We start from the raw sequence: 22,612 nt of genomic DNA, 5'->3' as shown, positions 1-22,612 counted from the left end.
GGGCTACCGGGGGAGGCCGGGGCGTACGGCCGAACGGTTCGTTCCCGACCCTTACGGCCCTCCCGGAGCGCGGATGTACCGCACCGGCGACCTGGCCCGCTACCGTGCCGACGGCGAGATCGAATTCCTCGGCCGCGAGGACGGGCAGGTCAAGCTGCTGGGCCACCGGGTTGAGCTCGGCGAGATCGAGACGCGGTTGCTGGAGCACCCCCAGGTCGGCGAGACGGCGGTGATCGTCCGCGGCGGGGAGGCGGACGATCACCGCCTGATCGCGTACGTCGTCCCCGCGCCCGGCGCGGCCACCCCCGATGCGGGAACGCTCGCCGCCCACCTGGCCAGGACCCTGCCAGCGGCCACGACACCGAGCGCGTACGTCGTGCTGGACGCCCTTCCGCTGAACCCCATCGGCAAGCTGGACCGCGCGGCGCTCCCTGAGCCTGCCGAATCGGCGGCGAGGTCGTCGGACAGCGTTGTCGCCGGCTCCGGCTCCGGCTCGGGCTCGGGCTCCGGCTCCGGCTCCGGCTCCGGCTCCGGCTCGGGCGGCGGGGCGGTGCTGGTCGAGGAGGTGCGGCGGATCTGGTGTGAGGTGCTGGCACTGGACGACGTCGGCGCCGATGACGACCTGTTCGAGCTCGGCGGGCACTCGCTCACCATCACGCAGATCACGGCTCGGATTTGGGAGAGCGTCGGTGTGGACGTGTCGCTGGACGCCTTCTTCGAAGATCCCACCATCGGCGGGGTCGTCGAGGAGATCGTCCGGCTACGTGGGGAGCAGGCCACGGCGGACGAAGGGGACGGCTTGCCGATGGAGGTGCCGCCCCGTCCGGAGGGTGTTGACCCGCCGCTGTCGTTCGCGCAGGAGCGCCTGTGGTTCCTGCAGCGGTTCGATCCGGGCGACGCCTCGTACAACATGTACCTCGTGTTGCGGCTGCGTGGCGAGCTGGACACCGGTGCGCTCGGGGAGGCGCTGGACGCGGTGGTGGCCCGGCACGAGAGCCTGCGCACGTCGTTCGCCGACGTCGACGGCGAGCCGATCACGGTCATTCATCCGCCCGGCCCCGTTTCCGTCGAACACCTTGACCTGGAGGGTTCGGCCGTCGCGGAGGAGGAGGCCCTGCGGCTGGTCGCCGACCGCACCAACGCGCCGTTCGACCTGGCGGGGGCGCCGCCGCTGCGAATCAGCCTGCTCAGGCTCGGGCCTGGCGACCACGTGCTGTGCTTCGTGCTGCACCACATCATTGCGGACGGGTCGTCGCTCGGGATCCTGTTCGACGACCTGTTCGCTCTCTACCTGGCCCGGGTGGAGGACGAGGAGCCGGATCTCGAGCCGCTCCGGGTGCAGTACGGCGACATCGCGCTGTGGCAGCGGGAGCAGGACTCCGGCGAGGCCGCCGAGGAGTCGCTGGCGTATTGGCGCAGGCAACTCGCCGACCCGCCCATGCTGGAACTGCCTGCCGACCTGCCCGGTGGGGAGCGGCCCGAGGGCGCCTTCCACTCGTTCCGGGTGCCCGCGGAGGTGGTGGCGCGGCTGGAACGGCTGGCGCAGGAGCACAACGTGTCGCTGTTCATGGTGCTGGTCGCCGCCTATCAGGTGTTGCTGGGCCGGCACACGGGGCAGAGCGACATCCTGGTAGGCACGCCGTGGGCGACCCGGGACCGGGTGGAGCTGGAGCCGGTGATCGGATACCTCACCGACACGCTGGTCCTGCGCGGCGATCTCTCGGGGGACCCGGCCTTCTCCGACCTGCTCGGCGCGACCCGCCGTACCCTGCTCGACGCGCACGCCCACCGGACCGTGCCGTTCGAACGGCTCATCGGCGGGCTGGGCGTGCCGCGCGACATCCGCCACAATCCGCTGCTGGCAACCATGATCATCCTGCACAGTCAGGCCGGTGACGGGACTCCGCCCGAGCGGGTCGGCGACCTGGGGGTGGAGCTGTTCGACGGCGGGTATCGCCAGGCCAAGTTCGACCTGGCCCTGGAGACCTGGCGCAACGAGCAGGGCCTGCTCGCCGTGTTCGGCTACGACGCCACCCTGTATCGCGCGGCCACCGTAGAGGGGCTGGCGGCGCGGTTGCAGGTCCTTCTGCGGGGCATCGCGGACGCCCCCGGCACCCCGATCTCGCGGCTGCCGATGCTCACGGACGCCGACGCCGCCGTCCTGACGGGCTCCGGCGTGAGCGTCCGGACGGGCTCCGACGCCGCCGTCCTGACGGGCTCCGACGTGGGCGTCCTGACGGGCTCCGACGCCGCCGTCCTGACGGGCTCCGACGTGGGCGTCCTGACGGGCTCGGGCACAGCCGTCTTGGCGCGGGATGACGTGGATGGCCGTCGCGGCGACGCGGAGACGGTGCCCGTGCTCATCGAACGGGCGATCGCCGCCACTCCTGATGCCACGGCGCTGCTGTGGGGTGACGAGCAGATGAGCTACGCGCAGCTCGATGCCAGGGTGGCGCGGCTCGCGGCGGCCCTGCGGCGGCGCGGCGTCGCCGACGGGTGCGTGGTGGGTGTGTGCCTGGGGCGGTCGGCCGAGGCGGTCGTGGCGTTGCTGGCCGTGTGGCGGGCCGGTGGCGCGTACCTGCCGCTCGATCCGGACTATCCCGACGAACGGCTCGCCTTCCTGATCACGGACAGTGCCGCACGCCTGGTGGTGACCGATGCCGTGCTCGCGCGGAGGCTGCCGCGGGAAACGGTCGTGCTCGTGACCGCCGACGAGTCCGGGCACGGCGGCCACCGGTGGTTCGGCGGCTGGGACCCGGTCGAGCCCGGCGACCCGGCGTACGTGATCTACACGTCCGGATCGACGGGCAGGCCCAAGGGTGTGCTGGTCGAGCATGGCAGCCTGGCCGGGCGGGTGCGCTGGATGCGGGAGGCGTACGGCGTTGGGCCGGACGACCGGGTCGTGCAGTTCGCGTCGCTCAGCTTCGACGCCCATGTCGAGGAGCTGTACCCGGCGCTGACGGCGGGTGCGGGCGTGCTGCTGCTGCCCGACGGTGCCGCGGCGCTGCCGGACCTGCTGCGTACCGCGGCCGGTCGGCGGGTCACCGTGCTGGATCTGCCCACCGCTTACTGGCACCGGCTCACCGAGGCGCTCGACAACGTGACCTGGCCGGAGTCGCTGCGGCTGGTGATAATCGGCGGGGAGCAGGTGCACGCGGCGGCGGTGGACAGGTGGCGGGACAGGTTCGGCGACCGGATACGGCTGGTCAACACGTACGGGCCGACGGAGGCCACCGTCATCGCCACGGCGGCCGATCTCGGCGAGGCGGACACCGGTCGCCGCCCGCCCATCGGCAGGCCGATCGGCGGCACGGCGGCGTACGTCCTAGGCCGGTACGGCGAGCCGGTGCCGCCGGGCTTCCCCGGCGAGCTGTGCCTGGGCGGCGAAGGGCTGGCGCGGGGCTATCTGGGACGCCCGGCGCTGACGGCCGACCGGTTCGTCCCCGACCCGTACGGCCCACCAGGATCCAGACTGTATCGGACGGGCGACCGGGTAAGGCGGCGACCGGACGGAACCCTGGAGTTCCTGGGCCGCTTCGACGCGCAGGTGAAGGTACGCGGCTTCCGGGTGGAGCCGGGTGAGGTGGAGGCCGCCCTGCTGACCCATCCGGGTGTCCATCAGGCGGTGGTGACGGCGGACGGGGAACGGCTGATCGCGTACGTGGTCGGACCGGCCGAGCCGGACGACCTGCGCCTGCACCTGGCCGCGGCTCTGCCGGCCCACCTGGTGCCCACGGCCTGGGTGAGGCTGGCGGCGCTGCCGCTCACGATCACCGGCAAGGTGGACGCGGCGGCCCTGCCCGCGCCGGGACCCGCCCCCGCCGCGGAGTTCGTGCCGCCGCGCACGGACGCCGAGGCGCTGGTGGCCGGGATCTGGGGCGAGCTGCTGGGCGTCGAGGCGGTCGGCGTCCACGACGACTTCTTCGCCCTTGGCGGGCATTCCTTGCTGGCGACTCAGGTCGCGGCCCTGCTGCGCAACGGGCTCGACACGGAGGTGCCGATCCGCACGGTGTTCGACCACCCGACCGTCGCCGGGCTCGCGACCGCGGTCGAGAAGCTGCTGATCGAGCAGCTGTCCGCGCTCTCCGACGCGGAGGCGGCCGGCCTGCTGGACCTGGAGGTGGGCAGGTGACCGACTCGGAGGCCCTGTCGGCGACCAAGCAGGCGTTGCTGGCGCAGCGGCTGCGGCGCGGAGCGGCCGCGGCGCCGCGGCGTACGATTCCCGCGCGGCCCGGTGCCGAGCCGCCGCCGCTGTCGCACGCGCAGGAGCGGCTGTGGTTCCTGGAACAGTTCACGCCGGGCACCGCCCAGCTCACCATCCCGATCAGGTTGCGGCTACGCGGCCCGCTGGACGCCGGCGCGCTGGCCGCCGCGCTCGACGCCGTGGTGGCCGGGCATGACGCGCTGCGCATGCGCTTCCCCGGCACCGAGGACGGACGGCCGCGCGTGGTGCTCGCCCACGACGCCACGCTACCGCTCACCGTGCGCGACGCGCCGGGCGAGGCCGCCGCCAAGGCGCTGGTGGAGCAGTTCCTGGCGATGCCGTTCGACCTGGCGGCGGGGCCGGTGGCGCGGGCGCTGCTGCTCCGGCTGGGCGACGAGGATCACGTACTGGTGGTCGCGGTGCACCACATCGCCGCCGACGGCTGGTCGGCCGACGTGCTGATGCGCGAGGTCTTCGCCCGCTACGACGGCGTCACGCCGCCTTCCCCGCAGGTGGGGTACGGCGACTACGCGGCCTGGCAGCGCGGCCTGGAACCCTCCCGGCGCGACCTGGACTTCTGGCGGGACCGGCTGGCCGGTCTGGAACCGCTGGACCTGCCGACCGACCGGCCCCGCCCGCCGGAACGCACCTACACCGGCGCCGCGCACACGTTTTCGCTGAATCCAGAGGCGGCCGCCGGGCTGGCGCGGCTCGGCCGCGAGCACCGGGCCACGCCCTACATGGTCATGCTGGCGGCGCTCGCCGCGCTGCTCGGCCGGTACGCGGGCGCCTCCGACGTCGCCGTGGGATCGCCGGTGGCCGGCCGCCAGGTTCCGGAGTTGGACGGCGTGATCGGGTGCTTCGTGAACATGCTGACCATGCGGGTGGACCTGACGGGCGATCCGACGTTCGCGGAGCTGCTCGACCGGGTGCGGAACGTCACCCTGGACGCCTTCGCCCACCAGGAACTGCCGTTCGAGCAGCTCGTCTCGGAGCTGGACCTGCCGCGCGACGTGTCCAGGTCGCCGCTGTTCGGCGTCATGTTCGCGATGCAGAACTACCGGAACGAGGCCATCGACCCGCCCGCCGGGCTGACCGTGGCCGACTTCCCCGTGGACGCCTGGGCGACCCGGTACGACCTGGAGCTCTACGCCGGCGACGACTCGGGCGGGATGTTCATCTACAACACCGACCTGTTCGAGCCGGACACCATCGAGCGCCTGGCCGGTCACCTGCGCACGCTGCTGGAACAGGTCGTCGCCCGGCCCGACTCCCGGCTGACGCGGATCGACCTGCTCAGCGAGGACGAACGCCGCCTGGTCGTGGACGAATGGAACGACACCGCCGCCGACTTCCCCGGCGAGGCCACGCTGCACGGCCCCGTTGAGGCGCAGGCGGCGCGTACGCCCAACGCGGTCGCGGTGCGCTGCGAAGGGCGTTCACTGTCGTACGGCGAGCTGGACGCGGCGGCGGACCGGGTCGCGCACACCCTGCGCGGTCTCGGCGTGGGCCCCGGGTCGGTGGTCGCGGTGTGCGCCGAGCGCTCGCTGGAACTGCTGCCCGGCCTGCTCGGCGTGCTCAAGGCGGGTGCGGCGTACCTGCCGATCGACCCCGACTATCCTCCGGACCGGGTGGCGTTCATGCTGGCAGACGCCGCGCCGGTCGCGTTGCTCACCCAGAGCAGGATCCGCCCGGCGCTGCCGCACACCACCGCGATCACCCTCGACCTGGACGACCCGGACGTCTGGACCGGCGTCCCCGGCCCGCTGCCCGACGTGCGGCCCGACGACGTCGCCTATGTCATCTACACCTCCGGCTCCACCGGGCGGCCCAAGGGCGTGCCGAACACCCACGGCGGCATCGCCAACCGGCTCGCCTGGATGCAGGAACGGTTCCGGCTGGACGACGCGGACGTCGTGGCGCAGAAGACGCCGCTGAGCTTCGACGTGTCGGTGTGGGAGCTGTTCTGGCCGCTGCGCCACGGCGCGAGGCTGGTGCTCGCGACGCCCGGCGGCCACAAGGACGCCGCGTACCTGCGCAAACTGATCGTCACCGAAGGCGTGACCACCGCCCATTTCGTCCCGTCGATGCTGGCCGTGTTCCTCGCCGAGGACGGCGCCGCGGGCTGCGGCTCGCTGCGCCGGGTGATCTGCTCAGGTGAGGAGTTGCCCGCCGACCTGGCCCGCCGCTGCGTCGTGACGCTCCCCGCCGCCGAGCTCCACAACCTGTACGGCCCCACCGAGGCGGCCGTGGACGTGTCCGCCTGGCACTGCCTCCCCGGCACGCTCACCTCGGCCCGCGTCCCGATCGGCACCCCCATCGCCAACACCACCCTGTACGTCCTGGACGCCGCCATGTCCCCGGTGCCGGTCGGCGTGCCGGGCGAGCTGTTCATCGGCGGCGCGGGCCTGGCCAGGGGTTACCTGAACCGTCCCGCGCTCACCGCCGAGCGGTTCGTGCCGGACCCCTTCGGCCCGCCGGGATCGCGGCTCTACCGCACCGGCGACCTGGCCAGACGCCGCCCCGACGGCGCCCTGGAGTTCCTCGGCCGGCTGGACAGCCAGGTCAAGCTGCGCGGCCAGCGCATCGAACCCGGCGAGATCGAAGCGGCCCTGCGCGCCCTGCCCGCCGTCAGGGACGCGGCCGTGATCGTCCGCGAGGACCGCCTGGTCGCCTACGTCACGCCGGGCGACGAGCAAGCCCCGCCCGCCGACGGCTTGGAACGGGCGCTCGACCATGCCGCCCTGCGGGCCGAGCTGAAGAAGACGCTCCCCGACTACATGGTGCCCGCGGGCTACGTCACCCTCGCCGCCCTGCCGCTGAGCCCCAACGGCAAGCTGGACCGCCGCCGGCTCCCCGCACCCGTCGCCACCCGGGACGCCGCGGTCGAGCTCATCGCACCGGACACACCCACAGAACGAGCGTTGGCCACGATCTGGGGCGAACTGCTGGGCGTCGAGGCGGTCGGCGTCGACGACGACTTCTTCGACCTCGGCGGGCATTCCCTGCTCGCGACCCAGGTGGTGGCCCGGCTGCGCCAGCAGGCCGGCGCCGAGGTCAGCGTCATGGACGTGTTCAAGCATCGCACCATCCGCGAGCTGGCCGCACTCGCCGACACCCCGGCGGACCGGCGCGGGCCCCGTTCGCTGCTGCACCGGCTGACCGCCGCCCGCAGCATGACGCCGGTCCTGAGCTACGTGTGCGTCCCGTACGGCGGTGGCAGCGCCGTCGTCTACCAGCCGCTCGCCGACGCCCTGCCGGACGGGCACGCGCTGTGGTCGGTGGCGATCCCCGGCCACGACGTGGGCGTCGTCGAGGACAGACTGCCGTTCGACGAGCTCGCCGCCGGATGCGTGCGCGAGATCCTGGAGAAGGTCGAGGGCCCGATCGCCCTGTACGGCCACTGCGGCGTCGGCTCGGCCCTGACCGTGGAGATCGCCCGCCGGTTGGAGGCCGCGGGAAGGGACCTCGTCGGCGTCTACATCGGCGGCATCTTCCCTTTCGCCCGGCCGCGCGGCGCCGTGATGTCGCGGATCGCCAGGTTCGCCGAGGCCGAGCGGCTCCGCAGCGACCAGCGCTACGTCAACTGGCTGATCTCGCAGGGCGTGGACATGGGCGACCTCGATCCCGCGCAGGCGCGCCGCATCGTACGGAACATGCGCCGCGACTCGCGGGAGGCCGAGGAGTACTACACCCGCCTGTTCGAGTCGGGCACAGACCGGCTGCGCGCTCCCGTGATCTCCGTGGTGGGCACCGAGGACCCGGCGACGGACTACTACCAGGAACGCTTCCGCGAATGGCATTTCCTGACCTCGACATCGGCCGTGATCGTGCTGGCGGAGGCGGGACACTTCTTCCTGAAATACCGGGCGGAAGAGCTGGCCGAGATCGTCACCACCGTCCACCGTGACCTGGCCGGGCCACTGGCCCGTCGCCCTGATGCCACCTGGTGGCTGCACGACGTGTCCCACTCCGACACGCTGCCCGCTCCCGCCGGGGCGCAGCCCGGCATTCCGCGCTTCCTCGCCGTCGCGATGAGCCAGCTCGTGTCCGCCACGGGGTCGGCGCTGACAGAGTTCGCCGTCCCCCTGTGGATCTACACCACGACCGGGTCGGTGGCGCAGTTCGCCCTGATGGCGGTCGTGGGACTGGTGCCGGGGCTGCTGACCGCGCCGGTCGCCGGGGCGATCATCGACAGGACGAGCCGGCGGCGGGTGATGCTGGCCGCTGACTGCGCGGCGTTCACGATCCAGCTCGCGTTCGGCGTGTTGTTGTGGACCGGGAACCTGTCCGTGGGGATGATCTATCCGCTGCTGGGCTGCCTGTCGGTCGCGCTCACGTTCCAGCGGCTCGCGTACTTCTCGGCCGTGCCGCAGCTCGTGCCCAAGCACTATCTCGGGCACGCCGTCGGCATCACCCAGCTCGGCACCGGCACCGCCCAGCTCCTGGTGCCCATCTTCGCCGTCGGCCTGATGTCCACCATCGGGCTCGGCGGCATCCTCCTCCTCGACGTCGTCAGCTACGCGGTCGCGATCGTCGTCCTGCTGCTGGTGCGGTTCCCGGCCACCATGCCCTGGCGGCGCCGGGAGTCGATCAAGGACGAGATCCTGGGCGGGCTGCGGTACTCGCTCGGGCATCGCGGGTTCGTCGGCATGTTGCTGTTCTTCGTCGTGCTGAACGTGTTCCTCGCGCCGCTGCTGCTGATGTTCTCGCCGCTGGTGCTCGCCTTCGCCGAACTCGCCGACGTCGGCAGGATCTCCTTCCTGGCCGGGGTCGGGACGTTCGCGGGCGCGCTCGTCATGATTGTCTGGGGCGGCCCGCGCCGCCTGCGGCTGCGCGGGGTGCTGCTGTGCAGCCTCGTCCTGGGCTGCTTCTGCCTCATCACCGGCCTGCGCGCCGACCTGACCGTGATCGCCATCGGCGTGTGCGGCATCACCGCCTGGGTCACGCTGCTGAACGGGATCTACACCACGATCGTGCAGGTCAAGGTGCCGCAGCGGTTCCACGGCAGGGTGTTCGCGATGAACACGCTCATCGCCTGGTCGACGCTGCCGATCGGCTTCGGGCTCGTCGCCCCGTACGCCGCCTCGGTGCTCGACCCGCTGCTGCTGGACGGTGGCGCGCTGGCCTCCACGGTCGGTGCGGTCATCGGCATCGGTCCCGGCCGCGGCATCGCCTTCATGTACGTGCTCTTCGGCCTCGTCATCGTGGCGATCACGCTGGTCGCCATGCGTGTCCCGGCGCTGGCCCGCTTCGACCACGAGGTGCCCGACGCCGTCGCCGACGACCTGGTCGGCGTACGAGCCCTGCGACCCACGGAGGAATGACATGACCGAACGACACCAGGTGGTCGTCAACGACGAGGACCAGTACTCGCTGCTGCCCTTCGACCGGCAGCCCCCTGACGGCTGGCGGGCCACAGGCTTCACCGGCGGCCGGCAGGAGTGCCTCGACCACATCGACCAGATCTGGACGGACATGCGGCCCCGCAGCGTACGGCTGCGCCAGGACGCCGACGGGGGCGCGCGGTGACGCCGGCGCGAAGGGACCTGGAGCGGATGCTCGCGGACATGGTCGCCGACGCGTCCGGCGGCGAGATCAGTGCCGAGGAGGCGCTCGCGGGCGAGCACTCGCTGCCGGCACTGGGCCTGACCTCGCTGGCGTGGATCCGGCTCATCGACTCGATCGAGGACGCCTTCGGGGTGGACGTCGATCTCGGCGGCGACCTGTCCGCCTTCGAGCACGTCGACGCCCTCGCCGCCCATGTCTCGGGCCTGTTGGATCCGCGATGACCGGGAACGCCTCGGTGGCGTTCAGCGGGCCGCGGGGCGGTGAGGCGGCGCTGACCTGGGGGCAGCGGCTGATGTGGCGGGCCGTCCACCTGATGGGGCCCAGCCAATCCTTTCTCAACTGCCCGTGGGTGCTGCCGGTCCACGGAAAGCGCGACCTCACCACCGTGCTGGGCGCGCTGCGCAGGATGCTCGAACGCCACGAGAGCCTGCGCACCACCTTCGCCGACACCTCGGACGGACCGGTGCAGCGGGTGGCGCGCAACGGTGAGCTGAGCGTGGAGCTGCTGGAGGCAGGCCAGGAGGGGCCGCTGGGCACCGCCGAGCGCATCGCCGGCGAACTGGCCAGGACGGTCTTCGCACACGGCGAGGACCTGCCGCTGCGCTGCGCCATCGTACTCCGCGACGGCAGACCGAGGGCCCTGGCGTTCGCCTTCTCCCACCTGGCGGTGGACTACCACGCGCTGAGCCTGCTCTCCGCCGAGTGGCGGGAGCTGCTCCGAGGCGACGACCTGCCGCCGCCCACGTGGCAGCCGATGGACCAGGCGGCACTGGAGCGCGAGGAGCCGTTCCTGGCGCGCTCGCAGCGGTCGATCCGTTATTGGCGCTCGGTGCTGGAGGAGGTCCCGCTGGAGGTGTTCGACCATCCGCCTGGGGAGGCGGAGGAGCCGCGGTTCATTGAGGTCGGCATGGAGTCGGTGGCGCTCGCGGCGGCGGCCGTGCGGCTGGCCGAGCGGTTGACGATCAGCACGACGAGTGTGGTCATCGCCGCCTGCGCCACCGTACTGGCCGTGGTGAGCGGCCGGCCGAGGGCGGTCATGCAGCTCGTCCACAGCAACCGGCGCGATCCTCGCACCCGTCCGCTGGTCGGCACCGTGGGCCAGGACGGGCTGCTCGTGCTCGACCTGCCCGCCACCGGCTTCGCCGACACGTGCGTCGCCGCGCACCGCAGCGCCCTCGTGGCCTATCGCAACGCCCATTACGACCCCTTCGAGATGCAGGCCATGCGCGCGGAGATCGGCCGCGTCCGGGGCAGGGAACCGGACCTGGACGCCTTCTTCAACGACAGGCGGGCCGACGGAACGTGGCCGAACCTGCCCCGCCTCGCACCCGGCGAGAACCTGGCCCCGCTCACCGAGAAGACCCGTACGTACGTCACGAACGCCTGGCCCGGTGTCCGGTTCAAGGTGTTCTTCACCCTGGGCACCGCCCCCGACACCGGTCAGCTCAGCCTCATCGTCGACACCGCGTTCCTCTGCAGGGACACGGCGAGGGCCATGCTGCTCGGCGTCGAGGCCCTGCTGGTCCGGAGCCTCACCGAGGACGTCCCCATCGCCGCCGTCAGGGGCAACGCCGGCCTGACGCCTCAGCCCCGTTGGGAAGGTCTTCGTGGACCTCGGAGAGGTAGGTGATCGCGAGGGTCAGGCCCTGATCGTGGTGCCCTGGGCGAGCCCGCTTTGCTGTGAGGCGGGCTTGTCGCGGCCCTAGGGCAGGCGCACGTGCTCACCGGACTGGTCCTCAGACCAGCTGCGGGTAGAGCGCCGTGACGCCTGCGCCCAGCGCGGCCTGTGCCTGGCGGCTGGTGTCGTCCGCGAGGATTTCGTAGGCGCCGGCGGCGAGGCCGTCGACGGCGATCCGGGCGATGTCGGCGGGGTCGGACTTGGCCATGGTGACCGTCCGTGCCATGTCGGTGTCCATGTAGCCGACGTGCAGTCCGGCCACTCGGATGCCCTGGTCGGCGAGCTGCACGCGCAGGGCGTTGGTGAGTGACCACTGCGCGGACTTGGCGGCGCAGTAGGCACCGATCTCCGGGAAGCTGACCCAGGACAGGCCGGACAGGATGTTCAGGATCGCGCCGCCGCCGTTGGCCACGATCTGGGGTACGAAACCGCGGGTTACCGAGAGGGTGCCGAAATAGTGGGTGTCCATCTCCAGGCGGATGTCGTCCAGGTCGCCTGCGAGCAGGTCGCTGCCGGTGGCTGAGCCGGCGTTGTTGATCAGGACCGTCACGTCGCCTGTGGCTTGGGCGGCGGCCGCCACGGAGGCGGGGTCGGTGACGTCGAGCGCGATCGGCTTGGCGCCCGGCAGGTCGACCTGGCCGGGGTTACGGGCGCCGACGTAGACGGAGGCGCCGCGGCCGAGCAGCTCGGCAGCGAGCGCGCGGCCAAACCCCCGGTTGGCTCCGGTGACAAGAACGGTGCTGGTGGACAGATCCATGGAAGGCTCCTGGTGAAAATGAGATGGTGTCGGTGGCGTAGGCGAGGTCAGGCGGCGAGGAAGTGGGTCACCTCGGTGGCGAATGTTTTGGCGTGCTGGAACAGGAAGGCGTGGCCGGCGTCGCTGTAGAGGATGAGAGTGCCCGAGTCGAGGTGCTGGACCGCGACGTAGGAAGCGTCTGCGGGCAGCATCACGTCATGCACGCCGTTGGCGTAAAGGACGGGCTGCTTGATGGCTTCCAGTTCTGCTCGCGCCTGTTCGAAGGGGCGCTCCAGGAGCTTGGCCACCGCGGTGAGCAGGCCCTTGGCCGCTGCCTCGGAGATGCCGGGGCCGCCGGCGGCAAGCCGGGTCGAGACGTGGGCGAAATGCTCGCGTGCGGCGACGCGGCCCGCGTCGGTTTCGGGATAGAACAGGTACGTCGTGTCGTCAAGGTCGCCGCCGTCGGGCTTGGACATGATGCCCAGGACCTTCTCGCTCATGGGCGGCGCCCCGGGCACCCAGGCGGCCGGGCTGCTGCCCGCCACGATGAGCTTGCGCACCAACTCGGGGCGTCGCAGGGCCACGTGCTGGGCCACAATGCCACCCAGCGACCAGCCGAGCAGGTCGGCCTGCGCAAGACCGAGTGCCTCGATGAACTCGATGGCGCCCTCGGCGAATCCCTCCAGGGAGTCGCGCGGCTCGCCGGTGGCGTAGCCGATCCCGACATTGTCGAACACGATCACGTCGTGCTCGGCGGCCAGGTAGTCCAGGAACTGCGGGTCCCACCAGTCGATGGTGCCGCGGAAGCGGTGCAGCAGGACCAGCGGGACACCGCGCTGTTGTCCCATCCGCCGGTAGGTGAACCGGGCGGACGGTTCTCGGCTGCGTCGCCATATACGTGCTCATGATGTGCTCTCCTGCTTGTCGGTGTGTTCGCGGGTGCAACCCCCGGAGCCCGCGGCCGGATGTTCATCGCACCTTGACGACGACCTTGCCTTTGGCGCGTCCTGTTTCGAGGTAAGCCATGGCTTCGTTGGTCGATTCGAACGGAAAGACCCGATCCACGACCGGGCGTATGATCCCCGAATCGATGAGAGCGCTGATCTCGCGCAGCTGATCTCCGCTTGCTCTCATGAACAGAAACGAATAGCTGACGTGCTGACGTTTCGCCGCCTGCCTGGCCCGATAGCTCAAGACGCGCATTACCGGCCGCAAAATCCATGGCGCCCCGACCTGTTTCGCGAAATCGTGATCAGGTGGGCCTGAGATCGAGATGAGCTTTCCACCGGGTTTCAGCACTCGTAGAGAATTTTTGAGCGTCTCGTCGTCCAGGCTGTGCAAGACCACATCGTAGCCATGCAGAATTTTTTCGAAGTCGTCTTTCCTGTAGTCGATCACGACATCTGCGCCGAGGCGCTTGACCAGATCGATGTTCGCTGTGCTGGTCGTCGCAGCCACGGTCGCGCCGACATGCTTGGCCAACTGGATGGCAAAGGTTCCCACGCCGCCGGAACCTGCTTGAATGAGGACTTTCTGTCCGCTCTTCAGCTTCGCTTTCTCGATCAACGCTTGCCAGGCGGTCAAGCCGACCAGTGGGATGGAGGCCGCTTCTTCCATGGTGAGGTGCGTTGGCTTCAGCGCCAGATCGTCTTCTTTTATCGAGATGAGCTCCGCGAAAGCACCGATTCGATCTTGGCCCGGCCGTGAGTAGACCTCGTCGCCGGGTTTGAATCGCCGCACTCGAGACCCGACCCGGACCACGACGCCGGCCACATCGTTGCCTAGAACGACCGGCAGGTGATAGGGCAGAATGAGTTTGAACTCTCCGTTCCTGATTTTGGAATCGAGAAGGTTCACGCCTGCGGCGTGGATCTGGACCAGGACGTCGTTCTCCCGTACCTCCGGGTCCGGCATTACGCCCGCGCGCACGCTGTCATTGTTTCCATAGCGGTCGAGGATGAATGCTTTCATGATATTTCTGTTCCTGATTTCTTGCTGAATGAGAATGAAAGGAAATGTCCGAGGCAAGTGCCGAACAGAACGTGCGCAACGGCCATGGTCAGGAACTCAGCGTCGCCGCGAACAGATCTTCATGTCCCTTCGCCTGCGCCCGCCCTCGGGCCCGTTGGGAACCTGCTCGTCCAGAAGGTCTACGGCGGGCCGGTCGGCTTGGCGCGCTCGGCTGGGGTCAGCGCCCTCGGGATGCACCAGGGGGCGGGGACGCCGTTCGCGTCCACTTCGGCGTAGGTCGCGCCTTCCGGCTCGGTCGACTCCCGATGGTTTGTCTCGACGATGGCCAGGTCGAGGCCTGGCGTCGAGGACTTCCCGCTCGCGCTCTCAAGGAACTGCGCGAACCGCTGTGCCTGAGGGCTTACTCCCATGGTGACGCTCCTGCTCAGTGCTGCGCACGCTGCTCGTGCATCGCCTTTAGATTATGACCATACGACCATAGGATGAGACGCCGCCCGAGCACAAGGGTTCCGCCGAATTTAGATTATGATCGTACGAAGATGGGGTATGGGGAGGCGCGTGGGACCTCCCGCCGGAGGAGGAGCGCGTGGTGCGGTACAGCAAGGAGCACAAGCAGGCGACGAGGCAGCGGATCATCGAGACCGCCGGCCGCCGGCTCAAGAAGGACGGCATCGACGGCTCCGGAGTCGCCACGCTCATGGCGGACGCGGGACTGACCAATGGCGCCTTCTACGCCCACTTCGCATCCAAGGAGGAGCTGGTCGCCACCACCGTCGCCGACCAGCTTCGCGAACAGCGCGAAAACCTCAGCGCGGTGGCGCCGGGACGCGCCGGAGTCGAGCAGATCGTGCGTCAGTACCTGTCGCCCGAGCACCGCGACAACCCCGGCGAAGGCTGCCCGTCAGCCGCCCTGCTCGACGAGATCGGCCGCTGCACGGACGTGACCAGGCAGGCCTACACCGCCGGTGTGCTGGACATCATCGACGACTTCGCCGCGCGTCTGGCGCCGCACGACCCGCAGTCGGCACGCGTCAAGACGCTCACCGTCTATGCGGGAATGGTCGGCACACTGCAACTCTCCCGCGCCCTGGCCGACCGGCAACTCGCCGACGCCGTCCTCGAGCAGGGCATCCACAACGCCCTCACGCTGCTGGACGCCACACAACAGAGCTGACGCGCCGCATCACCCGACGGCGACACGCCCCCGGAACCGCCGTACCCCGCTCCGTCGGGTCACCCCCTGTCCCGGACCGGAGGGATTTTCCACGGACATACCGCTGACCTGCGACGGTGGGCCTCGCGGTCTGCGGCGCGACCCCGATGCCACCCCAGTTCATCACCGCGTTTGAGGAGCGGTATCTCCGGTGATGCTCCGCGGTTCGATGGCAGGGCGCCCCGGAAGGTGCGCCGGTAGGTAAGCGGTGAGACGCCGATGGCGGCGTGCAGATGCTGGCGTAGCGACGTGTCGGCGGCGAAGCCGACGTGCCCCCGGCGACGTCGATCGCTCCGGGCGGGCAAGGACCTGTCCGCCGTCGACAGGTACGTGGGCCCCGAGTGCCACGAGCACAGCCCGAACACCCCAGCGGAATGCCGGGCGTGAAGACGGAACTGGGCGCATACTTCGAGCAGTTCCGCAGATGAGCGTCGAGCCGAACCGGGTCATCGCCGAGGGCGACCTCCCGGTCCGCATGAGAGGCGCGCAGCTCGGGCGACGAGCCGAGCCGGAGCGCTTCACGGTGGGCAACAAAATCTCTCCCGACATCTTCCGTCCTGGTCCTGTCGAACCTCTCCGCGCGACGCAGCAGCGGCGCGAGATCGCGGCATGGATCTCGGCTCGGCACCATCACGGGTCACCCTCGATTCACGGCATGCGGCATCGCGGTCGCGAGCAGCAAGAAGCCCGAAGGACGCAAGTATGAAGAAAATTAAGATCAACTTCTTGAAAGTTGATAACTGGTCCGATATATCTTTAGGTATGACAGATCAGGCGATGGACTGGCAGGAGCTCACGAACCTGACCCGGGGCCAGCCGTTCCTCGTCGAGCGGGTGCGCCTGACAGGCAACGGCGTCGCTATCGAGGGCGAGTTCGAGCTGCCGCAACTGGCTCAGCTCAGCGTCGAGGATCAGGTCTTCGTCACGGCGTTCGTGCGGTGCCACGGTTCCATCAAGCAGATGGAACGGATCTTCGGGGTGAGCTACCCGACGATCAAAGCACGACTGAACCGGATCACGCAGATGCTCGACTTCGTCGAGACCGATCCGGCGCCGTCGCGGGCCGACATCATCGATCGGTTGCGCCGCGGCGAGATCACCGCACAGCAGGCGTTGTCCGAACTGGAGGGGCCGACGTGATGCCGCAGTTGCTGACCGTGCGGGTAAAACGCCCGGGCCGTCGTCCGATCCGGGTGTGGGTCCCGGTGCTTCCCATGGTGCTCGTGCTCTCGCCGGTCGTGGTCCTGGTCGTAGTGGGGGCGGCTGTGGCCTGCCTCGTGTTCAGCGTCAGTGTGGTGCGGGCACTCGGCACCGGCTGGCGCATCGTCTCCGCGTTGCCCGGTACCCGGGTCGACGTCGAGTACAGCCGTACGGCTGTGCTCGTAGCCATCCGATAGGAGAGGTTGCGATGAACGAACAGCGCAAGGACATCCTCGACATGCTCGCCGAGGGCAAGATCACCGCAGAGGAGGCGGAGCGGCTCATCGCCGCACTCGAACGAGCCCAGCCGCCGGCGGCCGCCAGTCCCGCCGCCCGGCCGAAAGGCAAGGCGAAGTACCTGCGGGTGGTGATGGAGTTCCTCGAGGACGGCGAGTCGGGGCGGCTCAACGTGCGGGTGCCGCTGCAGCTGCTGCGGGCCGGCGTGCAGCTGGCGGCCCTGATCCCGCCGCAGGCACTGCAGCGGGCCAACGCCGAGCTGAGCAAGTCGGGTGTGCCGTTCGATCTGACGCAGCTCAAGCCAGAACACCTCGAGGCGCTCGTGGAGCACCTCGACGAGGCGGTCGTGGAGCTCGAGCAGTCCGATGGCCACTTGCGTGTCTTCTGCGAGTAGGCGCCGTCCGGTTGGACAGGCCCCCGGGAGGATGCTGGAACATCTCTCCGAGGCCGCGCCCGTTACAGCAGAGCGCGGCGAATCGAACCCCCGATCCGCGAAGCCGTCGGGGAGGACCCTGTGGAGTTCGCCGAAGCACCCCGAGGGTCAGTGGATCATCCGCAAGCGGAACGGCTGACCGACGCCATCGATCGCGTGACGGGCGACGAGCCGTGGCGACGGGCCCGCGACCCACGTGCAGGGGCCTGGGGAAGCCAGGCGACGCTGCAGCGCTGTGCGCTGCCGCATCGGGAGGCGCCCCAGGCCGGCGGACGTCCCGGCGGCGATCGGGTCTGCCGCGGTGTCGTGTCAGCACCGCAACAGCCCGGTATCAGCGCGACCGGCGATGGTGGATGCCATGAACAGTTCAGCGCTCGCGGCGCTCGCACCCACATGCTCACGATCCCCGATCGCACCCTAGCTATTCGGTGTTGCTAAGTACCAGTAGTCAGTGTTACTTTGTACCGGTAGTTAGCGTTATGGAGTAGCTGAAGGGGGGTTTCCATGGGCAAGCAGATGACGGAGATGCTCAAGGGAACGCTGGAGGGCGTCGTCCTCGCGATCCTGTCCGCCCGGCCCGCGTACGGCTACGAGATCACGGCGTGGCTGCGGGATCAGGGCTTCTCCGACATCGCCGAGGGCACCATCTACGCGCTGCTGGTCCGGGTCGAGCAGCGCGGCCTGGTCGACGTGGAGAAGGTCCCGTCCGAGAAGGGGCCGCCGCGCAAGGTGTACTCCCTGAACGCTCAGGGACGGGAGTACCTCGAAGAGTTCTGGAGGACCTGGAGCTTCCTCGCCGAGAGGCTCGAACAGCTCCGCAAAGGAGGCAATTAGACATGGCCACAGGGTCGGGCGAGCCGAAGAGCCGCTACCTGCAGTACCTGGAGATCATCACGGGGTCGCTCGAGGACAAGCGGCGCTACCGGCAGTACAAGGCGCGCATCAAGCAGCTTCCCGAGAACTATCGCACGGCAGTCGAAGCGCTGGAGCGGTACCTGATGCACTTCGGACCGGCGGACGGCGCCGGCGCGATGGCGATGTACGAGGACCTCGCCGATCTGTTCGAACAGAGCGTGGCGGACGGCACCCCGATCCGCGACATCTTCGGGGAAGACCCCGTGGAGTTCGTCGAGGCGTTCGTGGCCAACTACCCGATCGGGCAGTACAGAGCCCGGGAGCGGAACCGCTTCACCAGCGCCGTCGAGCGCGCCGCCGGCGAAGACACCGCAAGAAAGGACAGGACAGACTGATGACGACACAGCAAGCTCCGGCGATCCAGGTGCAAGGCCTGGAGAAGTCGTACAAGGAGCTGCGGGTGCTGCGCGGCGTGGACTTCGACGTGGCGCGGGGCAGCATCTTCGCCCTGCTCGGCTCGAACGGGGCGGGCAAGACCACGGCCGTGAAGATCCTGTCCACGCTGCTCAAGGCCGACGCGGGCATGGCCCGCGTGAACGGCTTCGACGTCGCCGCGCAGGCGGCGGACGTGCGGGAGTCGATCAGTCTCACCGGACAGTTCGCCGCCGTCGATGAGATCCTCAGCGGGCGGGAGAACCTGGTGCTGGTCGCCCGGTTACGGCATCTCAAGAATCCCGGCAAGATCGCCGACGACCTGCTCGAGCGTTTCTCGCTGACCGACGCGGGCGCGCGGAAGGTGTCGACGTATTCGGGTGGCATGCGCCGCCGCCTCGACATCGCGATGAGCCTCATCGGCAACCCGCCGGTCGTCTTCCTCGACGAGCCGACGACCGGGCTCGACCCCCAGGCGCGCATCGAGGTGTGGCAGGCCGTCAGGGAGCTCGCCGGCCGGGGTACGACGGTGCTGCTCACGACGCAGTATCTGGACGAGGCCGAACAACTCGCCGACCGGATCGCGATCCTCCACGAGGGCCGGATCATCGTCAACGGCACCCTCGCCGAGCTCAAGCAGCTACTCCCGCCCGCGAAGGTCGAATACGTCGAAAAGCAGCCGACCCTCGAGGACGTCTTCCTCGCGCTCGTCGGTGCCGACGGCAAGAACCGCAACGCCGGCACGAACGCGTAAGGAGCAACGATGAGCAAGCATTTCTTCGGCGACACCGCCGTCCTACTGGGACGCTCCCTGCGCCACATCACCCGCAGCATGGACACCATCGTCACGACCGCGATCATGCCGATCGCCATGATGCTGATGTTCGTCTACGTGTTCGGCGGCGCGATCAACACCGGGTCGGTTTCGTATGTGAACTACCTGCTGCCCGGCATTCTGTTGATCACGGTCGCCTCGGGCATCGCCTACACCGCATTCCGGCTGTTCATGGACATGAAGGGCGGCATCTTCGAGCGCTTCCAGTCCATGCCGATCGCGCGGTCGTCGGTGTTGTGGGCGCACGTGCTGACCTCGCTGGTCGCCAATCTGATCTCACTCGTGGTCGTCGTGCTCGTGGCCCTGCTCATGGGCTTCCGCTCGGGGGCGGGAGTGCTGGCGTGGCTCTCGGTCGCCGGCATCCTGATCCTGTTCACCCTGGCGTTGACCTGGATCGCCGTCATCCCTGGTCTCACCGCGAAGTCCGTGGACGGCGCGAGCGCGTTCTCCTACCCGCTCATCTTCCTGCCCTTCCTCAGCTCGGCCTTCGTGCCCACCGACACCATGCCCGGCCCGCTGCGCGTCTTCGCCGAGCACCAGCCGGTCACCTCTATCGTCAACGCCCTTCGCAACCTGTTCAGCCAGCAACCGGTCGGCACCGACATCTGGATCGCCCTCGCCTGGTGTGTCGGCATCCTCATCGTCGCCTACGTCTTCGCCATGAACACCTACCGCCGCAAGATCTCCTAGGTCGTACCGGTCGGGCTTGTCCCTGATCCCGATGAGCAGGGCGAACAGGCAGATCGCGGCGCGGTCGCCGGAGCGACCCCCGCACCGCCGCCGACACGGGTCGGCATACCCGCCAGAGCATGTGGCTCGCTGCCATCCCTTGCAACGCACCCTTCGAGCTCCACACAACACGTCCTATCGCGAGACAAGGAAAGATCATGAGTGAATCCCTCCACACCGTCACCACGATGCCGACGGCGCGTCAGGCCGGCTGTCCCTTCGACCCGCCCAAGGAACTGGTCGAGGCCCGTGAGCACGGCCCGATCAGCCGCTTCCCCTTCCCTGACGGACACCAGGGCTGGTTGATCACCGGCTACGAACTGGTCCGGTCGGTCCTGGCCGACCCTCGGTTCAGCTCGCGCAGGGAGCTCATGCGCCACCACCCGCTGGTCGACTACGGCGACATCGAGGTCCCCCCGGCGCCGCCCGGCGAGTTCCTGCTGATGGACGAGCCTCAGCACAGCCGCTACCGCAAGCCGCTGGTGGGCAAGTTCACCGTGCGGCGGATGCGACTGCTCACCGAGCGCGTCGAGCAGGTCACCGCCGAGCACCTGGACGCGATGGAGAAGGCCGGGCCGTCGGCGGACCTGGTGACCGCGTTCGCCAAGCCGATCCCCGCCATCGTGATCTGTGAGCTGCTGGGGGTGCCGGACGCGGACCGGGGCTTCTTCCAGGAGAACATCGACAAGTTCCTCGGCGGGGAGGTCAGCGACGAGGAGCTGATGGCGGCCTACATCGCGACCCAGCAGTACCTTGCGGAGCTGGTGGCCGCCAAGCGCGCCAACCCCACCGACGACGTGCTCAGCGACCTGCTCGACAGCGATCTGACCGATGAGGAGCTGCAGGGGATGGCCCTGATCCTGCTGTCGGCCGGATTCGACACCACCGCGAACATGCTGGCGCTGGGCACCTTCGCGCTGCTGCAGAACCCGGACCAGCTTGCCGCGCTGCGCGCCGAGCCCGCGCTCACCGACCCGGCCGTGGAAGAGCTGCTGCGGTATCTGAGCGTCGCCAAGCAGTTCTTCCGGGTCGCGCTGGAGGACATCGAGCTGGGCGGCCACACCATCACGGCCGGTACGACGGTCATCCTGTCCCTCCACACCGCCAACCGCGACCCCGAGCGCTTCCCCGACCCCCACGCGCTCAACGTGCACAGGCAGGACGGCGGTCACCTGGCCTTCAGCCACGGCATCCACCAATGCCTGGGCCAGCAGCTCGCCCGCGTCGAAATGCGAGTCGCCCTCCCCGCACTCCTCAACCGCTTCCCCACACTGCGCCTGGCCGTACCCGCCGAAGAGATCGCCCTGCGCCCGGAGAGCGCCGACATCTACGGGGTCAAGAGCCTCCCCGTCACCTGGGACGCGTAACCACGAACCAATGACAGGCGAGGGCGCGTACGGGCCGCCCGCCACCGCTGTGACTGCTCGCCTGCGGCGATCGCGTCCGCGGCCCGTTTGTGCCCCGTACGCTCCTCGCACACCACACTCTGGCGAGGGTTCTCGACGTCGGCGAGGCCGGCACCAAGGTGCAGGTGTTCTGCGAGTGACACCGTCTGGGCCAACGAAGAGACCCCGATGAACGACACAGGAGATCCACGTGCAGGGTCTTGAGAAGTCCTCCGCACCCTCGCTGCGCGCGTCCGACGAGGACCGCGACCGGGTCACCGAAGTGCTGCGCGCCGCCGTCGCCGACGGCCGGCTCGACCCGGTCGAGTTCGACGAGCGGCTGGACGCGGCGCTGGCCGCCCGCACCATCGACGCGCTGGCCCCGCTATTCACCGATCTGATCGCGGTGCCAGGCAGGGATGGCGCACTCACGCTGCCGTTCACTGGGACGCCGGCCGCCGAACTGCTCACCATCAAGGAGCGGCACGGCTCGGTGCGCCGTGACGGCCGGTGGACGCTGCCGTACCGGCTGGCGCTGCGCACCGCGTGGTGCGACGTGATGCTGGACCTGACCAGCGCGGTGCGCAGCGCGCCCGAGCCCCGCGTCCCCGCTGATCGCCACCATGCTGTGCCGTACCGAATGCGGCACGGCCGGCTCGACACGCGGTGGCAGGCGCCGCGCCGGTGACGCGGCAGAGCCCGGATATCGCGGTATCCGGGTCCTGCCATCTCGCGCGTGGTGCGACTTCGTAGTGCGCCATGACGTGGCCGCCGTCCGGTCGTGAGGCCCTGCGCAGCTTCCACCAGGAGGGCCTGTCCGGGCGGCATCAGCGCGAAGGTGTAGGTGCCGATCACGTTGATGTGCTGGCGGCCGAACGGCGAGGCGAGGCCTCGGGCGGGTGCGCCGTTGACGAAGGCGATCAACACGCTGCGGCGCCGTCGTCCGGCCCCCGTAGGAACGGCGTCAATATTCGGGACGCGGCCGTATGGAATCCGTCAAGAACGACAAAACGCCACAAAATCCGGGATTTGCTGGTCGTACGGCCGCCTGGTTAGGCGCGGCCGTAACCAACATGTCTTGTACCTGAGGAGTGGAGATGACGGACGTCGTCTTCGTAGCCCTGACGATCGCG

General features: G+C 69.5%; 19 protein-coding genes and 1 pseudogene. 15 read left to right on the top strand and 5 right to left on the bottom strand.

Features of this window, described 5'->3' with window-relative positions:
- The first annotated feature begins 73 nt into the window (after positions 1-73).
- The 5 genes from ETD86_RS10755 to ETD86_RS10735 are packed head-to-tail and all read left to right on the top strand — an operon-like array spanning position 74 to position 11,405.
- The gene (locus ETD86_RS10755) at positions 74-4,132 is read left to right on the top strand and encodes an amino acid adenylation domain-containing protein (RefSeq protein WP_342779258.1); all 4,059 of its coding nucleotides are present in this window, start codon (positions 74-76) and stop codon (positions 4,130-4,132) included.
- On the top strand, positions 4,129-9,531 hold the full coding sequence (locus ETD86_RS10750) for a non-ribosomal peptide synthetase/MFS transporter (RefSeq protein ID WP_138665979.1): 5,403 nt from the start codon (positions 4,129-4,131) through the stop codon (positions 9,529-9,531). The genes ETD86_RS10755 and ETD86_RS10750 overlap by 4 nt, the downstream gene beginning before the upstream one ends.
- A 1-nt stretch (position 9,532) precedes the next feature.
- Positions 9,533-9,736 (top strand): MbtH family protein, encoded by a 204-nt coding sequence (locus ETD86_RS10745; protein ID WP_138665978.1) that lies wholly within the window; start codon positions 9,533-9,535, stop codon positions 9,734-9,736.
- Positions 9,733-9,996 (top strand): acyl carrier protein, encoded by a 264-nt coding sequence (locus tag ETD86_RS10740; RefSeq protein ID WP_138665977.1) that lies wholly within the window; start codon positions 9,733-9,735, stop codon positions 9,994-9,996. Before ETD86_RS10745 ends, ETD86_RS10740 begins: the two co-directional genes overlap by 4 nt.
- Positions 9,993-11,405, top strand: coding sequence for a condensation domain-containing protein (locus tag ETD86_RS10735; RefSeq protein ID WP_138665976.1), 1,413 nt, complete (start codon positions 9,993-9,995; stop codon positions 11,403-11,405). Before ETD86_RS10740 ends, ETD86_RS10735 begins: the two co-directional genes overlap by 4 nt.
- A 106-nt stretch (positions 11,406-11,511) precedes the next feature.
- Here the strand turns inward: ETD86_RS10735 and ETD86_RS10730 are convergent, their stop codons facing one another.
- From ETD86_RS10730 to ETD86_RS10715, 4 genes are all read right to left on the bottom strand, one after another.
- Positions 11,512-12,210 carry an SDR family oxidoreductase gene (locus ETD86_RS10730; RefSeq protein ID WP_138665975.1) on the bottom strand — a complete coding sequence of 233 codons (699 nt, stop codon included), beginning with the start codon at positions 12,208-12,210 and terminating at the stop codon, positions 11,512-11,514.
- Between the two features lie 47 nt (positions 12,211-12,257).
- Positions 12,258-13,037: an alpha/beta fold hydrolase gene (locus ETD86_RS10725; protein WP_138665974.1), complete on the bottom strand. Its 780-nt coding sequence runs from the start codon at positions 13,035-13,037 to the stop codon at positions 12,258-12,260.
- Positions 13,038-13,158: 121 nt separating this feature from the next.
- Positions 13,159-14,160: an NADP-dependent oxidoreductase gene (locus ETD86_RS10720; protein ID WP_138665973.1), complete on the bottom strand. Its 1,002-nt coding sequence runs from the start codon at positions 14,158-14,160 to the stop codon at positions 13,159-13,161.
- A gap of 179 nt (positions 14,161-14,339) precedes the next feature.
- Positions 14,340-14,570 (bottom strand): hypothetical protein, encoded by a 231-nt coding sequence (locus ETD86_RS10715; RefSeq protein ID WP_211369965.1) that lies wholly within the window; start codon positions 14,568-14,570, stop codon positions 14,340-14,342.
- A gap of 179 nt (positions 14,571-14,749) precedes the next feature.
- Here ETD86_RS10715 and ETD86_RS10710 point away from each other — a divergent pair, with 179 nt between their 5' ends.
- Positions 14,750-15,334 carry a TetR/AcrR family transcriptional regulator gene (locus ETD86_RS10710; RefSeq protein WP_211369964.1) on the top strand — a complete coding sequence of 195 codons (585 nt, stop codon included), beginning with the start codon at positions 14,750-14,752 and terminating at the stop codon, positions 15,332-15,334.
- 215 nt (positions 15,335-15,549) lie between these two features.
- Here ETD86_RS10710 and ETD86_RS59995 read toward each other — a convergent pair.
- Positions 15,550-15,648: pseudogene (locus ETD86_RS59995) on the bottom strand (AraC family transcriptional regulator); the annotation flags it as partial.
- Between the two features lie 427 nt (positions 15,649-16,075).
- Here ETD86_RS59995 and ETD86_RS10700 point away from each other — a divergent pair.
- From ETD86_RS10700 to ETD86_RS10660, 9 genes are all read left to right on the top strand, one after another.
- Complete coding sequence (locus ETD86_RS10700) at positions 16,076-16,513, top strand: DUF2089 domain-containing protein (protein ID WP_211369963.1); 438 nt, start codon at positions 16,076-16,078, stop codon at positions 16,511-16,513.
- The gene (locus ETD86_RS10695; RefSeq protein WP_211369962.1) at positions 16,513-16,770 is read left to right on the top strand and encodes a hypothetical protein; all 258 of its coding nucleotides are present in this window, start codon (positions 16,513-16,515) and stop codon (positions 16,768-16,770) included. The genes ETD86_RS10700 and ETD86_RS10695 overlap by 1 nt, the downstream gene beginning before the upstream one ends.
- An 11-nt stretch (positions 16,771-16,781) precedes the next feature.
- Positions 16,782-17,204 (top strand): SHOCT-like domain-containing protein, encoded by a 423-nt coding sequence (locus ETD86_RS10690; protein WP_138665970.1) that lies wholly within the window; start codon positions 16,782-16,784, stop codon positions 17,202-17,204.
- Between the two features lie 543 nt (positions 17,205-17,747).
- Positions 17,748-18,077 (top strand): PadR family transcriptional regulator, encoded by a 330-nt coding sequence (locus tag ETD86_RS10685; protein WP_138665969.1) that lies wholly within the window; start codon positions 17,748-17,750, stop codon positions 18,075-18,077.
- A 2-nt stretch (positions 18,078-18,079) separates the two neighbouring features.
- Complete coding sequence (locus tag ETD86_RS10680; RefSeq protein ID WP_138665968.1) at positions 18,080-18,493, top strand: DUF1048 domain-containing protein; 414 nt, start codon at positions 18,080-18,082, stop codon at positions 18,491-18,493.
- On the top strand, positions 18,493-19,284 hold the full coding sequence (locus ETD86_RS10675; RefSeq protein ID WP_138665967.1) for an ABC transporter ATP-binding protein: 792 nt from the start codon (positions 18,493-18,495) through the stop codon (positions 19,282-19,284). Before ETD86_RS10680 ends, ETD86_RS10675 begins: the two co-directional genes overlap by 1 nt.
- A 9-nt stretch (positions 19,285-19,293) precedes the next feature.
- Positions 19,294-20,055 (top strand): ABC transporter permease, encoded by a 762-nt coding sequence (locus tag ETD86_RS10670; RefSeq protein WP_138665966.1) that lies wholly within the window; start codon positions 19,294-19,296, stop codon positions 20,053-20,055.
- A 197-nt stretch (positions 20,056-20,252) separates the two neighbouring features.
- Positions 20,253-21,461 (top strand): cytochrome P450, encoded by a 1,209-nt coding sequence (locus tag ETD86_RS10665; RefSeq protein WP_138665965.1) that lies wholly within the window; start codon positions 20,253-20,255, stop codon positions 21,459-21,461.
- A 229-nt stretch (positions 21,462-21,690) separates the two neighbouring features.
- Positions 21,691-22,167, top strand: a complete 477-nt coding sequence (locus tag ETD86_RS10660) for a DUF1707 SHOCT-like domain-containing protein (protein ID WP_138665964.1) — start codon at positions 21,691-21,693, stop codon at positions 22,165-22,167.
- Positions 22,168-22,612 lie beyond the last annotated feature (445 nt).

It is taken from the genome of Nonomuraea turkmeniaca (genome assembly GCF_005889735.1).
GTDB lineage: Bacteria > Actinomycetota > Actinomycetes > Streptosporangiales > Streptosporangiaceae > Nonomuraea > Nonomuraea turkmeniaca.
Note: the sequence above shows the minus strand (reverse complement) of the source record. Positions and strands in the feature narration are given on the sequence as shown.

Excerpts from the sequence above, each read along its gene's own strand:
- ETD86_RS10755 (WP_342779258.1), top strand. The coding sequence starts at position 74 with ATGTACCGCACCGGCGACCTGGCCCGCTACCGTGCCGACGGCGAGATC.
- ETD86_RS10745 (WP_138665978.1), top strand. The coding sequence starts at position 9,533 with ATGACCGAACGACACCAGGTGGTCGTCAACGACGAGGACCAGTACTCG.
- ETD86_RS10735 (WP_138665976.1), top strand. The coding sequence starts at position 9,993 with ATGACCGGGAACGCCTCGGTGGCGTTCAGCGGGCCGCGGGGCGGTGAG.
- ETD86_RS10730 (WP_138665975.1), bottom strand. The coding sequence starts at position 12,210 with ATGGATCTGTCCACCAGCACCGTTCTTGTCACCGGAGCCAACCGGGGG.
- ETD86_RS10725 (WP_138665974.1), bottom strand. The coding sequence starts at position 13,037 with ATGGGACAACAGCGCGGTGTCCCGCTGGTCCTGCTGCACCGCTTCCGC.
- ETD86_RS10720 (WP_138665973.1), bottom strand. The coding sequence starts at position 14,160 with ATGAAAGCATTCATCCTCGACCGCTATGGAAACAATGACAGCGTGCGC.
- ETD86_RS10715 (WP_211369965.1), bottom strand. The coding sequence starts at position 14,570 with ATGGGAGTAAGCCCTCAGGCACAGCGGTTCGCGCAGTTCCTTGAGAGC.
- ETD86_RS10700 (WP_211369963.1), top strand. The coding sequence starts at position 16,076 with ATGAAGAAAATTAAGATCAACTTCTTGAAAGTTGATAACTGGTCCGAT.
- ETD86_RS10695 (WP_211369962.1), top strand. The coding sequence starts at position 16,513 with ATGCCGCAGTTGCTGACCGTGCGGGTAAAACGCCCGGGCCGTCGTCCG.
- ETD86_RS10690 (WP_138665970.1), top strand. The coding sequence starts at position 16,782 with ATGAACGAACAGCGCAAGGACATCCTCGACATGCTCGCCGAGGGCAAG.
- ETD86_RS10685 (WP_138665969.1), top strand. The coding sequence starts at position 17,748 with ATGGGCAAGCAGATGACGGAGATGCTCAAGGGAACGCTGGAGGGCGTC.
- ETD86_RS10680 (WP_138665968.1), top strand. The coding sequence starts at position 18,080 with ATGGCCACAGGGTCGGGCGAGCCGAAGAGCCGCTACCTGCAGTACCTG.
- ETD86_RS10675 (WP_138665967.1), top strand. The coding sequence starts at position 18,493 with ATGACGACACAGCAAGCTCCGGCGATCCAGGTGCAAGGCCTGGAGAAG.
- ETD86_RS10670 (WP_138665966.1), top strand. The coding sequence starts at position 19,294 with ATGAGCAAGCATTTCTTCGGCGACACCGCCGTCCTACTGGGACGCTCC.
- ETD86_RS10665 (WP_138665965.1), top strand. The coding sequence starts at position 20,253 with ATGAGTGAATCCCTCCACACCGTCACCACGATGCCGACGGCGCGTCAG.